We start from the raw sequence: 13,009 nt of genomic DNA, 5'->3' as shown, positions 1-13,009 counted from the left end.
GTCACGCGGCCTGCGGGGCGGGAGTTTCGTCCGCTGGTGGAGACAATTGCGGCCATCGGACAGACGTTTCCGCCCGTGGCGGTGCTGGCGATAGCTGTTCCGGTGATGGGCTTTGGCCAACAGCCTGCCATCATTGCGCTGATTTTATACGGCGTATTGCCGGTTCTGCAGGGCACGCTGGCGGGCATCGCGGCGGTACCTGCGTCCGTGCTGAGCGTGGCGGAAGGGATGGGGATGAGCCGCTGGCAGCGGCTGCGCAAGGTAGAACTGCCACTTGCGGCACCGGTTATTATTGCCGGGATCCGCACGTCTGTGATCATTAACATCGGGACGGCGACCATTGCGTCTACGGTCGGTGCCAATACGCTGGGAACGCCGATCATCATCGGCTTAAGCGGGTTTAATACGGCTTATATTGTGCAGGGGGCGGTACTGGTCGCGCTGGCGGCCATCGTTGTCGATCGCCTTTTTGAGCGGCTGGCGTTGTACCTCAGCCGACACCGCCACGAACGATAAACGAGTATCCTGCAAGCATCACCCCGCCGATACCGCTTACGGCCATCAGGACAAAAAGGGTAATAATGGCGAGTTTGGTTGCCTTCATCATGTGCTCCTGTTGTTAACGGAACAATTATACGGTGAAGCGCAGCTGTTAATGAACCATTAAATGCCGTTATGGCTCATCCGGGCCAAGGGAATAAACCGGATAACCATGCTCACGCCACTCCGTCAGCAGCTGTTGCTGCGTGGCGGACGGCACTTCGCCACACCAGACCAGCAGGGTTTGGCCGTCGAAAAACTCGGGTTTGAGCTGTCCCAGCGAGTGCGCAAGGACATCCACGCGCCAGCCCTTTTGGGTGGCGATCCACGCTTCCAGCCACAGACGGGTGGTATCGTGCACGTTCCAGCCGACCACCAGCGCATCTTTTCCTGCCTTGTTCTTCGCCGAGGCAAGACAGACGGCAATATAGTTGATCAGCACCCCGTCAAGCATGCTGAGCAGCGCCTGCAGTGTAGACTGTTGGCACTGCAGGCGCCGACGGAGCGGAATGAAAAGATGGGTGATAAGCGTTTTCGCCGGATAATCGCGACCCTGCTCTTTGATCCAGGCGCGCAGTCGCTGCAGGTTACCGGCCTGCAGGAGCCGCAGCAGCGTTTCCTGCTGCTCGCGCCAGAGGCGTTGCGTGTCCGGGTCGTCGTGGCTCAGCAGGGACTTCACTTTCCCGACCTGCACCCCGTTGTCGATCCAGCTTTTGATTTCACGGATCCGGTCGATATCGGTATCGTTGAAAAGGCGATGACCACCGTCCGTCCTCTGCGGTTTGAGCAATCCATACCGTCGCTGCCACGCCCGTAGGGTAACGGGATTGATATCACAAAGGAGTGCCACTTCACCGATTGTGTAAAGCGCCATATTTGCCCCCTGGCTTACGCGTCCCCAGCTTAACTGTAGACCCACTTTGCCGAACCAGGAAGAATTGATTAATTTTTAAACAAATAATGCGAACCATGCACGATGTGCAGAAAAAGATGTGATAACGGACACGATTTTACGCTTTTTTGGGGCGCTTCAAAGAAAGTTCAGCCGCATCCGTGTATGTTACGCGTTTTTTAGCGTGTGCGGTTTTGAGTATGTACGAGTTTAACCTTGTGTTGCTGTTGCTTCAGCAGATGTGCGTGTTTCTGGTCATTGCCTGGCTGATGAGCAAAACGCGTCTTTTCATTCCGCTGATGCAGGTCACCGTACGCCTGCCGCACAAGCTGCTCTGCTACGTCACCTTCTCTATTTTTTGCATCATGGGGACCTACTTCGGCCTCCACATCGAAGACTCTATTGCTAATACGCGTGCCATCGGCGCTGTGATGGGCGGGCTGCTGGGCGGCCCGGTCGTCGGTGGCCTTGTCGGTTTAACCGGTGGGCTGCATCGCTATTCCATGGGCGGGATGACGGCGCTCAGCTGCATGATCTCGACGATCGTCGAAGGGCTGCTTGGTGGCCTGGTGCACAGCTATATGATTAAGCGCGGTCGCCCGGACAAGGTGTTTAGCCCGCTTACCGCCGGGGCCATCACATTTGTGGCTGAAATGGCGCAGATGGCGATCATTCTGCTGATTGCCCGCCCGTTCGAGGATGCTCTGCACCTGGTCAGCAGTATTGCCGCCCCGATGATGGTGACCAACACCGTCGGCGCGGCGCTGTTTATGCGTATTCTGCTCGACAAGCGCGCCATGTTTGAGAAGTACACCTCGGCCTTTTCCGCCACGGCGTTAAAGGTTGCCGCCTCGACCGAAGGGATCCTGCGTCAGGGATTTAACGAAGAGAACAGCATGAAGGTCGCGCAGGTGCTCTATAAAGAGCTGGATATCGGCGCGGTGGCCATTACCGATCGCGAAAAGCTGCTGGCGTTTACCGGCACCGGAGACGATCACCATCTGCCGGGCAAACCGATCTCGTCGACCTATACGCTGCGCGCCATTGAAACCGGCGAAGTAGTGTATGCCGACGGTAACGAAGTGCCTTACCGCTGCTCTCTGCATCCGCAGTGCAAGCTGGGCTCCACGCTGGTCATTCCGCTGCGCGGGGAAAATCAGCGAGTGATGGGCACCATCAAGCTGTATGAGGCGAAAAACCGTCTGTTCAGCTCCATCAACCGCACGCTGGGGGAGGGTATCGCCCAGCTTCTTTCCGCGCAAATTCTGGCCGGGCAGTATGAACGGCAGAAAGCCCTGCTGACGCAGTCTGAAATTAAGCTGCTGCATGCCCAGGTCAATCCGCATTTCCTGTTTAATGCCCTCAACACGCTCAAAGCGGTGATTCGCCGCGACAGCGATCAGGCCGCGCAACTGGTGCAGTTTTTGTCGACCTTTTTCCGTAAAAACCTGAAGCGCCCGTCAGAGATCGTGACCCTCGCCGATGAAATTGAGCACGTGAATGCCTATCTGCAAATTGAGCAGGCGCGGTTTCAGTCCCGCCTGCAGGTGTCGCTCTCCGTTCCGGACGAGCTGGCGTATCAGCATCTTCCGGCCTTTACCCTGCAGCCTATTGTTGAGAACGCCATCAAGCACGGTACCTCGCAGCTGCTGGGGAGAGGGGAGATAACCATTGCCGCCAGCCGTTTTAACCACCATCTGGTGCTGGATATTGAAGATAACGCCGGGCTGTACCAGCCTTCCGCTTCGGGCGGATTAGGGATGAGCCTGGTTGATAAACGTCTGCGCGCCCATTTTGGCGACGACTGTGGCATTACCGTCGCCTGCGAGCCTGACCGTTTTACCCGTATTACCGTTCGACTGCCGCTGGAGGAAAACGCATGTTAAGAGTGCTGATCGTGGATGACGAGCCGCTGGCACGGGAAAACCTGCGCGTTCTGCTGCAGGAGCAGACAGACATTGAGATTGTGGGGGAGTGCGCCAACGCCATTGAGGCCATCGGTGCGGTGCACAAGCTGCGCCCGGACGTGCTGTTCCTCGACATTCAGATGCCGCGCATCAGCGGGCTGGAGATGGTCGGCATGCTCGACCCGGCGCATCGTCCCTACATCGTGTTTCTGACGGCGTTCGACGAATATGCCGTTAAGGCTTTTGAGGAGCACGCTTTCGATTATTTACTCAAGCCGATTGAAGAGAAGCGGCTGGAAAAAACGCTCACCCGCTTACGCCAGGAGCGAACCGTCCAGGACGTTACGCTGCTGCCGGAAAACCAGCAGCCGCTGAAATTTATCCCCTGCACCGGGCACAGCCGGATTTATCTGCTGCAAATGGATGATGTGGCGTTTGTCAGCAGCCGCCTGAGCGGGGTGTTTGTCACCAGCGCGGAAGGGAACGAAGGGTTTACCGAGCTGACCCTGCGCACGCTGGAGAGCCGTACGCCGCTGATTCGCTGTCACCGTCAGTATCTGGTGAACATGGCACACCTGAAGGAGATCCGTCTGGAAGATAACGGTCAGGCCGAGCTGGTGCTGCGCGCCGGGCAGACCGTCCCCGTCAGCCGTCGCTATCTGAAAAGTTTGAAAGAGGCGATTGGCCTGTAAAACTGGTACACTGCGCGCCATTGCATCATCGACATTCGAAGGCTCTATGCTAAGTAACGATATTCTTCGTAGCCTGCGCTACACCCTGAAAGCAAACAATAACGACATGGTGCGCATTCTTGCGCTGTCCGACATGGAATCCACGTCTGCAAATTTTGATACCTGGATGACCAAAGAGGACGAAGAGGGCTTCGTCCGCTGCCCGGACATCATTCTGTCGGGTTTTCTGAACGGGCTGATTTACGATAAACGTGGAAAAGAAGACTCCACGCCCGAGCTGGCGCTGGAGCGTCGCGTGAACAACAACACGGTGCTGAAAAAGCTGCGTATCGCCTTCTCGCTGAAAACGGACGATATCCAGGCGATCATGACCGAGCAGAAATACCGCGTGTCGATGCCGGAAATCACTGCCATGATGCGCGCGCCGGACCACAAAAATTACCGCGAGTGCGGCGACCAGTTTCTGCGTAATTTCCTGCGCGGGCTGACCCATCGGGTGCATCACCCGAAACCATAAAAAAAGCCGGAGATTATCTCCGGCTTTTTTTTTATTTCACCTGCTGGCCCGGCTTCGCGCCTTCGTCTGGGCTTAACAGGAAGATATCCTTCCCGCCAGGGCCTGCTGCCATCACCATCCCCTCGGAAATGCCGAAGCGCATTTTGCGCGGCGCCAGGTTAGCGACCATCACGGTTTGACGGCCGATCAGCACCTGCGGGTCCGGGTAGGCAGAACGGATGCCGGAGAAGACGTTGCGCTTCTCGCCGCCGAGATCCAGCGTCAGGCGCAGCAGCTTGTCAGAGCCTTCCACGAATTCTGCGTTTTCAATCAGCGCCACGCGCAGGTCGACTTTAGCGAAGTCATCAAAGGTGATGGTTTCCTGAATCGGATCGTCCGCCAGCGGGCCGGTTACCGGTGCTGCAGCCGCTTTCACCTCTTCTTTAGAGGCTTCGACCAGCGCTTCAACCTGCTTCATCTCGATGCGGTTATACAGCGCCTTAAAGGTGTTCACCTTGTGGCCGAGCAGCGGCTGCGCCATTGCATCCCAGGTCAGTTCGGTATTCAGGAACGCTTCAGCGCGGGCTGCCAGCTGCGGCAGAACCGGCTTCAGGTACGTCATCAGCACGCGGAACAGGTTGATGCCCATGGAGCAGATGGCCTGCAGATCGGCATCGCGGCCTTCCTGTTTAGCGACAACCCACGGCGCCTGCTCGTCCACATAGCGGTTAGCCAGGTCAGCCAGCGCCATGATTTCACGCACTGCTTTACCGAACTCGCGCGTTTCCCAGGCTTCGCCAATGGTGGCTGCCGCGTCGGTGAAGGTTTGGTACAGAGCAGGGTCCGCCAGCTCAGCGGCCATTACCCCGTCAAAGCGCTTGGCGATAAAGCCCGCGTTACGGGACGCCAGGTTCACCACCTTGTTGACGATGTCTGCGTTCACGCGCTGCACGAAATCTTCCAGGTTCAGGTCGATATCGTCGATGCGGGAAGAGAGCTTCGCGGTGTAGTAGTAGCGCAGGCTGTCCGCGTCGAAGTGGTTCAGCCAGGTGCTGGCCTTGATGAACGTCCCGCGGGACTTGGACATTTTGGCGCCGTTCACCGTGACGTAGCCGTGTACGAACAGGTTGGTCGGCTTGCGGAAGTTGCTGCCTTCCAGCATGGCCGGCCAGAACAGGCTGTGGAAGTAAACGATGTCTTTGCCGATGAAGTGGTACAGCTCGGCGGTAGAGTCTTTCTTCCAGTATTCGTCGAAGCTGACGGTGTCGCCCCGCTTGTCGCACAGGTTCTTGAAGGAGCCCATGTAGCCGATTGGCGCGTCCAGCCAGACGTAGAAATATTTGCCCGGCGCATTCGGGATTTCGAAGCCAAAGTACGGCGCATCGCGGGAGATATCCCACTGCTGCAGGCCGGATTCGAACCACTCCTGCATCTTGTTCGCCACCTGCTCCTGCAGCGCGCCACTGCGGGTCCACGCCTGCAGCATTTCGCTGAAGGACGGCAGGTCGAAGAAGAAGTGCTCGGAATCACGCATCACAGGTGTGGCGCCGGATACCACGGATTTGGGCTCAATCAGTTCGGTCGGGCTGTAGGTCGCGCCGCAGACTTCGCAGTTATCGCCGTACTGATCCGGGGATTTACATTTTGGACAGGTGCCTTTGACGAAACGGTCCGGCAGGAACATGCCTTTTTCCGGATCGTACAGCTGAGAGATAGTGCGGTTTTTGATGAAACCGTTCTCTTTCAGACGGGTGTAGATCAGCTCCGACAGCTCGCGGTTTTCGTCGCTGTGCGTGGAGTGATAGTTGTCATAGCTGATGTCAAAGCCAGCAAAATCGGTCTGATGCTCCTGACTCATTTCGGCAATCATCTGCTCCGGGGAAATCCCCAGCTGCTGTGCTTTCAGCATGATCGGCGTGCCGTGGGCATCGTCCGCACAGATGAAGTTAACCTCGTGGCCGCGCATTCGCTGGTAACGGACCCAGACATCAGCCTGGATATGCTCCAGCATGTGGCCGAGGTGGATTGAGCCGTTGGCGTACGGCAGGGCGCACGTTACCAGAATTTTTTTCGCGACTTGAGTCATAGTAGGCATTACTTCTTTTAACTGTGAAAAGGGTTTTCGATATTACCAAAAGGGGCATTATTAAGTAAGCACAAACCACGGCCTTTCAGGTAAACTTGTTTGTCTAAGGTCTTATTCACAAGAACAAAGGAGTCGGGATGAGTTCTCAATCCCAGGCCAAATCACCGGAAGCCTTACGAGCAATGGTCGCCGGGACGCTGGCTAACTTTCAGCATCCAACCCTGAAACATAACCTCACTACGCTGAAAGCGTTGCACCACGTCGCGTGGCTGGACGATACGCTGCACGTTGAAGTGCAGATGCCGTTCGTCTGGACCAGCGCCTTTGACGCGCTGAAAGAGCAGACCAGCGCGGAGCTGCTGCGCATTACCGGTGCGAAAGCGATTGACTGGAAGCTGAGCCACAGCATTGCCACGCTGAAGCGTGTGAAAAATCAGCCGGGCGTCAACGGGGTGAAAAACATCATCGCCGTGAGTTCAGGTAAGGGTGGGGTGGGTAAATCCTCTACCGCCGTCAACCTCGCGCTCGCTCTGGCGGCGGAAGGGGCAAAGGTCGGTATTCTGGATGCCGATATCTACGGTCCGTCTATTCCAAACATGCTGGGTGCGGAAAATCAGCGTCCAACCTCGCCGGACGGCACGCATATGGCGCCGATCGTGGCGCACGGTCTGGCGACCAACTCCATCGGTTACCTGGTGACCGACGATAACGCCATGGTCTGGCGCGGCCCGATGGCCAGCAAAGCGCTGCTGCAGATGCTGCAGGAAACGATGTGGCCGGATCTGGATTATCTGGTGCTGGACATGCCGCCGGGCACCGGTGACATTCAGCTGACGCTGGCGCAGAACATCCCGGTAACGGGGGCCGTTGTGGTCACCACGCCGCAGGATATCGCGCTGATCGACGCCAAAAAAGGCATCGTGATGTTCGAGAAAGTGGAAGTGCCGGTGCTCGGCATCGTCGAGAACATGAGCATGCACATCTGCAGCAACTGCGGACACCATGAGCCTATCTTTGGTACGGGTGGGGCGGAAAAACTGGCTGCGCAGTATCACACCCAGCTGCTGGGGCAGATGCCGCTGCATATTTCCTTGCGTGAAGATCTGGACAGCGGGAAGCCGACGGTCGTCAGCCGTCCGGACAGCGAGTTCGCTGAGATGTATCGCCAGCTGGCGGGGCGCGTTGCGGCGCAGCTCTACTGGCAGGGTGAAGTGATCCCGGGTGAAATCGCCTTCCGCGCGGTGTAACCCCCAGCGCTGGATTGCCGGGTGGCGGCTTCGCCTTACCCGGCCTACGAAATACGATTTTGTAGGTCAGGTAAGCGAAGCGCCACCTGACTTTACCCAAGCCGGTAATGCATAAGATAGTACTCTCCCTCAGGAGAATTCCCCGTCGCCTCAATGTGCCAGCCGTGCCGCTGGTAAAATGTAATAGCCCGCGCATTTTTCACCAGACACTTGAGTGAGCCCGTGCTGGTAAACGTCTTCTCTACGTGCTCAAGCAACACATGTCCGACGCCCAGGCTCTGATACTGCGGGTCGACAAACAGGTTGTGCAGAAAATTATCGTTCGTCCAGACTGAGGCGAAGCCAAGTCGGTGCCCATCCTGCTCCGCCACCCAAATCTCTTCGTCCAGGGTTGCCGCGTCAAAATCTTCAAGCTGCCACGCAGAACTGTCCAGCCACGGCCAGGCTTCACGCCGGGCGTGGAGGTAGAGCGTACGCAGGAAAGGGCGGTCGCTCTCCTGCCACGGACGGATTACGATCGTATCAGCGATGATAGAAAATATCTCCATTGTAGGCTTTGTAGATTTTGCCATCTGCATCGCCAATCAGGACGTAGTTTTCGCCCATGTAGGTCCAGTGGGTACCGGCATCCGGTGCCGGAAGGTTACGCAGCTGGTACTGTTTAATGGTGTACTCCGGCGTTTGATACTGCGCCGGTGCCGTATCGCCGATTTTAAACTTCGTGAAATCGGCGATGAACTCTTGTTCTTCATAGGCCTTGATGCCCGATGGCGCAGCGGCGGTTTGCGGGGCAGAAAACGCGGAGCCCGCCAGAGACAGTAATACACCCAGAAGCAGCAATTTACGCTTAGCCATTTTTTCTCCAGTGATATTGTTTCAGAGACTTTCGTCTGCAGGGCACACAGCACAAGACAGACGGTCTATTTTAAGTATCAAAGCATGATGCATTTGATAAAAAATGTAACAAAAGTGGAGGGGTTTGGGTAGTCGATAGCGGTGATGCTCATCATTGCGGTGAATGTTGATTGTGCGGAATATTTGTTATTTTTATTATTTTATTAATCTATTCTGAAAATAAGTTTATACGTCAAAATAGCACCGTTAAGCGAATGCTTTCGTAAGGGATAACATTTAATATCGCGGCGCATAAAGTATTATTACTCTCCGTTTTCTTGCGCAATTGTGCGCTGTTTTTTAACTTTTTAAACGACAGCAAACGTGTGTTTTACAGTATCACGGTGAAATAATAAATAACTATATTTCAAGGGCTTGCTTGCTTTCTTTTGCGAGTTAACTACCCAGCGCAACGATAAATCAACATTTTATATAAATGAAAAATACAACTGCTCTTTTACTGTCCTTTCTGACTCTCAGCCAGCTAACAGGATGTGTATTTTCACCAGGCCAGAACTTAAGTCTTTCCGGGAAAAAAGTCACTACCGGTGAGGAAATTAACGATCCGCTGGACAAACGCGTGGAAGTTTTTCCTTTAACCCCTGGATTGATTGAAAAACTGCGCCCACCCGTTTCTAAATCTCAGGCAAATCCTACTCTGGATGAGCAGCTCAAAAACTGGGAATACCGCATTGGCACAGGGGACATTTTGACGGTCACCGTCTGGGATCACCCTGAACTCACGACGCCCGCAGGGCAGTACCGTAGCGCGAGCGACGCGGGTAACTGGGTTAACGCCGATGGTACGCTTTTCTACCCCTACGTCGGCAAGCTGAAAGTGGTGGGCAAAACGGTTTCGCAGGTACGTGAGGAGATCACCGCGCGGCTGGATGAGGTCATTGAGAGCCCTCAGGTGGACGTCAGCGTTGCCTCCTTCCGTTCTCAAAAAGCCTATATCACCGGAGAGGTTGAGAAATCGGGCCAGCAGCCAATAACCAATATTCCATTGACGGTAATGGATGCGGTGAACGCCGCGGGCGGTCTCTCTGCGGATGCCGACTGGCGTAACGTCGTGCTCACGCATGATGGCCAGGACTCGCGCCTTTCCCTCTATGCTCTGATGCAACATGGCGATTTAACCCAAAATAAGCTGCTTTATCCGGGCGATATCCTGTTTGTTCCCCGGAACGACGCGCTGAAAGTGTTTGTGATGGGCGAGGTGGTTAAACAGAGCACCCTTAAGATGGATCGTAGCGGCATGACGCTGGCCGAAGCCCTGGGGAATGCAGGCGGGCTGAACCAGAATATGGCCGATGCAACCGGGATTTTTGTTATTCGCCCGGTTTCACGAAAAGGCGAGAAAGATAAAATCGCCAACATCTATCAACTCAATGCGGAAGATGCCTCAGCCATGGTGCTGAGCACAGAATTCGAGCTGGAACCGTACGACATTGTCTATGTCACGACGGCACCGCTTTCACGCTGGAATCGTGTGATCGCCCAGCTGGTACCCACCATCAGTGGCGTACATGACCTGACCGAAACCGTCCGTTACATCAGATCGTGGCCGCAATAATGTTCAATTCAATTCTCGTGGTTTGCACCGGCAATATTTGCCGTTCACCGATTGGTGAGCGGCTGTTGCGCCAGCAGCTACCCGACGCGCAGGTGACCTCGGCAGGTATTTTCGGGCTTGAAGGACGCCCGGCGGATGCGACTGCAAAGGCAGTCGCCTTACGTCATGGCGTTTCGCTGGAAGGTCACGTGGCGCGTAAGGTCACACGTTTTCTGTTACAAAAATCCGATTTGATTCTGGTGATGGAGCCAGAGCATCTCCGTTTTATTGCCTCAGTGGCGCCGGAGAATCGGGGGAAATCGCTGTTGTTTGGTCAGTGGCTGGAAACAAAGGACATTCCCGACCCGTATCGCAAAAGCCGGGAAGCCTTCGAATATGTTTTCGAGCAGTTAGGAAAAGCCAGTCAGGAATGGGCTCGTCGTTTGCGTCAACAAGGAATGAAGCAGTAATGTCGTCTCATAAATCAGACAAATTTGGTGCTGCGACACCGCATGATAAAGAAATTGATCTCATTCAGCTGTTGGCTGAGATGTTTGATCATCGGGTAATGATAGCGTGCATCACGCTCCTGTTCACCGTATGCGCCGGGATCTATGCGTATAGCGTCACACCAATCTATCAGGCTGATGCCCTTGTGCAGATAGAAGCGAAGCAGGACAACTCGTTGCTCAAAAGCTTAAGCCAGTTTGGTACCGATCTTTCACCTGATGTTGCGCCCGAACTCTTGCTGCTCAAGTCGCGGATGATTCTGGGGGAGACCGTTGATAAGCTGGGGCTAACGTACAGCGTCAAACGGCGCGTGCTGCCCGTCATTGGGCCGCTGCTGGAACGAGGGCGTAAAGCCGGTGAACTGACAATTGGCGCGCTTACCCTTCCTCTTCTGAAAGACAAGCCACAGGAACTTTTACTGACCGTTCAGGAGCAGGGCCGGTATCACCTCGAAGGAAAAACGCTTGAGGCTGATGGCGTTGTTGGGAAAACGCTGGTTAAAGACGGAGTAACGCTGCTTGTCACCTCGCTCAGTGCGGCACCAGGCACCCGGTTTGCCCTCAAAACCGTCACAAAGCTTGAAGCAATTAACGCCCTTCAGCGCCGACTCATTGTTTCTGAGTCGGCGAAGCAGAGCGGAATTATCAGCTTAACGCTGACGGGCGAGGACCCTGACAAGATCGCCGTGGTGCTCAACACCATTGCTGAAAATTATCTCAGCCAGAATATTGCGCGCCAGGAAGCTAAAGATACCCGCAGCCTGACGTTTTTACAGGACCAATTACCTAAAATCAGGCGCGAACTGGATGAAGCCGAAGCACGACTGAACGCCTACAGAGAGCAGCGCGATTCTGTCGATCTATCCCTTGAGGCGAAGACGGTTCTCGATCAGGTTGTTAATGTTGAAAATCAGCTTAACGAGCTGACGTTCCGCGAAGCAGAAGTTTCTCAGCTTTTCAAAAAGGATCACCCAACCTACCGCGCCTTACGGGAAAAAAAACAGACCCTCGAGCAGGAACGTACGCGCCTGAATAACCGCGTCTCATCCATGCCTTCTACACAGCAGGAAATTTTGCGTTTAAGCCGTGACGTTGAGTCCGGGCGCACCATCTATCTGCAGCTGCTGACGCGTCAGCAGGAGCTGAATATCTCGCGCTCCAGCGCCATCGGAAACGTGCGGATCATTGACCCTGCAGTAACGCAGCCTGGACCCGTCAAACCGCACAAAGTGATTATCATTGTGTTCGGTATGCTGGTGGGATTGATGCTCTCTGCAGGAACGGTGTTGGTGCGCTCTGCGTTTAAACGGGGCATCACCTCGTCTGAACAGCTGGAAGCGCAGGGAATGCCTCTTCTGGCTACGCTCCCGCGTTCAGTGTGGCTATGGAAAAAAACGCATTTACGCAGAAGGACGCTGTTTGCTTCCCACTGGAAGCACAGGACGTCAAACGTACCTTTCCCGCCCGTTGACCGTCCGGCGGATATATTTGTCGAGGCGGTTCGCGGGTTACGCACCAGTCTGCATTTTACCATGATGAATGCCGTTAATCGGATAGTGGTGATTTCAGGCCCTTCGCAGGACTGCGGAAAGACTTTGGTGAGCACCTCGCTGGCGTCGATTGCCGCTCAGGCAGGTCAACGGGTACTGTTTATTGATGCGGATATGCGCAAGGGATATGTTCACAATATTTTCAAACTGAACAACCAGCATGGCTTGTCCAGCGTGCTGGGGGGAAGCGTAGAGTGGCAGGATGCGATTCAACGCTCCGAGAAAGGTGGCTTTGATGTCTTGACCTGTGGGCCTCAGCCTTCACATCCTGTCGAGCTGCTCATGAATGAGCGCTTCCAGACGGTAATGTCGCGAATAGACAAAGAGTACGACATCGTGATTGTTGACACGCCACCGGTGCTGGCCGTAACGGATGCGTTACTCGTCGCCAGAGCCGCGGCAACCACATTGCTGGTTGCCCGTTTCGGTAAAACCAGCGTCAAAGAGATCGAAAACTGTCGGAAGCGTCTGCAGCAGATGGGCGTCCAGGTTGAAGGCGCGATTCTCAATGATATTGTGAAATCCGCTGCGTTCTATTACCACTCGGGTTATAGCCATTACAACTACGGCTATACCCCGGAATAAAGTGACGCGACACTTCTTTACAGCATGACGCCGAATAGCCCGCTAAGATGACCTCC

General features: G+C 55.0%; 13 protein-coding genes. 8 read left to right on the top strand and 5 right to left on the bottom strand.

The genetic code is table 11. The features are described from left to right. The coding region (locus IM314_RS18690; protein WP_193359402.1) for an ABC transporter permease at nucleotides 1-516 on the top strand (516 nt) is incomplete at its 5' end. On the opposite strand, the gene IM314_RS18685 is transcribed toward IM314_RS18690, so the two are convergent. Together IM314_RS18685 and mlrA are read right to left on the bottom strand one after the other, a co-directional pair. Continuing rightward, nucleotides 491-604, bottom strand: a complete 114-nt coding sequence (locus tag IM314_RS18685) for a protein YohO (RefSeq protein WP_008500895.1) — start codon at nucleotides 602-604, stop codon at nucleotides 491-493. The genes IM314_RS18690 and IM314_RS18685 overlap by 26 nt on opposite strands. A gap of 69 nt (nucleotides 605-673) precedes the next feature. Continuing rightward, on the bottom strand, nucleotides 674-1,414 hold the full coding sequence (gene mlrA / locus IM314_RS18680; RefSeq protein ID WP_041909054.1) for an HTH-type transcriptional regulator MlrA: 741 nt from the start codon (nucleotides 1,412-1,414) through the stop codon (nucleotides 674-676). Between the two features lie 218 nt (nucleotides 1,415-1,632). Here mlrA and IM314_RS18675 point away from each other — a divergent pair, with 218 nt between their 5' ends. The 3 genes from IM314_RS18675 to IM314_RS18665 are packed head-to-tail and all read left to right on the top strand — an operon-like array spanning nucleotide 1,633 to nucleotide 4,548. Continuing rightward, a complete protein-coding gene (locus IM314_RS18675; protein WP_041909056.1) occupies nucleotides 1,633-3,318 on the top strand; it encodes a sensor histidine kinase in 1,686 nt (561 codons plus the stop codon). Continuing rightward, complete coding sequence (gene btsR / locus IM314_RS18670; protein ID WP_193358804.1) at nucleotides 3,312-4,031, top strand: two-component system response regulator BtsR; 720 nt, start codon at nucleotides 3,312-3,314, stop codon at nucleotides 4,029-4,031. The genes IM314_RS18675 and btsR overlap by 7 nt, the downstream gene beginning before the upstream one ends. 46 nt (nucleotides 4,032-4,077) lie before the next feature. Then, entirely contained in the window at nucleotides 4,078-4,548 is a 471-nt protein-coding gene (locus tag IM314_RS18665) for a DUF1456 family protein (RefSeq protein WP_193358803.1), read from the top strand. A 31-nt stretch (nucleotides 4,549-4,579) separates the two neighbouring features. Here the strand turns inward: IM314_RS18665 and metG are convergent, their stop codons facing one another. Next, nucleotides 4,580-6,613 (bottom strand): methionine--tRNA ligase, encoded by a 2,034-nt coding sequence (gene metG / locus IM314_RS18660; RefSeq protein ID WP_049000348.1) that lies wholly within the window; start codon nucleotides 6,611-6,613, stop codon nucleotides 4,580-4,582. Nucleotides 6,614-6,750: 137 nt separating this feature from the next. Between metG and apbC the strand changes: the two genes are divergently transcribed. Continuing rightward, on the top strand, nucleotides 6,751-7,860 hold the full coding sequence (gene apbC / locus IM314_RS18655; RefSeq protein WP_028013834.1) for an iron-sulfur cluster carrier protein ApbC: 1,110 nt from the start codon (nucleotides 6,751-6,753) through the stop codon (nucleotides 7,858-7,860). Between the two features lie 92 nt (nucleotides 7,861-7,952). Here the strand turns inward: apbC and IM314_RS18650 are convergent, their stop codons facing one another. Next, nucleotides 7,953-8,432, bottom strand: coding sequence for a GNAT family N-acetyltransferase (locus IM314_RS18650; protein ID WP_045629901.1), 480 nt, complete (start codon nucleotides 8,430-8,432; stop codon nucleotides 7,953-7,955). Beyond that, nucleotides 8,383-8,715, bottom strand: coding sequence for an RcnB family protein (locus IM314_RS18645; protein WP_008500887.1), 333 nt, complete (start codon nucleotides 8,713-8,715; stop codon nucleotides 8,383-8,385). The genes IM314_RS18650 and IM314_RS18645 overlap by 50 nt, the downstream gene beginning before the upstream one ends. Before the next feature lie 475 nt (nucleotides 8,716-9,190). Between IM314_RS18645 and IM314_RS18640 the strand changes: the two genes are divergently transcribed. The 3 genes from IM314_RS18640 to IM314_RS18630 are packed head-to-tail and all read left to right on the top strand — an operon-like array spanning nucleotide 9,191 to nucleotide 12,953. Next, nucleotides 9,191-10,330, top strand: coding sequence for a polysaccharide export protein (locus tag IM314_RS18640; protein ID WP_193358802.1), 1,140 nt, complete (start codon nucleotides 9,191-9,193; stop codon nucleotides 10,328-10,330). Beyond that, complete coding sequence (locus tag IM314_RS18635) at nucleotides 10,330-10,779, top strand: protein-tyrosine-phosphatase (protein WP_028013831.1); 450 nt, start codon at nucleotides 10,330-10,332, stop codon at nucleotides 10,777-10,779. The genes IM314_RS18640 and IM314_RS18635 overlap by 1 nt, the downstream gene beginning before the upstream one ends. Then, nucleotides 10,779-12,953 (top strand): polysaccharide biosynthesis tyrosine autokinase, encoded by a 2,175-nt coding sequence (locus tag IM314_RS18630; RefSeq protein WP_060571619.1) that lies wholly within the window; start codon nucleotides 10,779-10,781, stop codon nucleotides 12,951-12,953. Before IM314_RS18635 ends, IM314_RS18630 begins: the two co-directional genes overlap by 1 nt. The last annotated feature ends 56 nt before the right edge of the window (nucleotides 12,954-13,009 follow it).

Source organism: Enterobacter cloacae complex sp. P42RS, assembly GCF_014930595.1.
GTDB lineage: Bacteria > Pseudomonadota > Gammaproteobacteria > Enterobacterales > Enterobacteriaceae > Enterobacter > Enterobacter bugandensis.
This window is presented reverse-complemented; position numbering and strand designations above follow the sequence as displayed.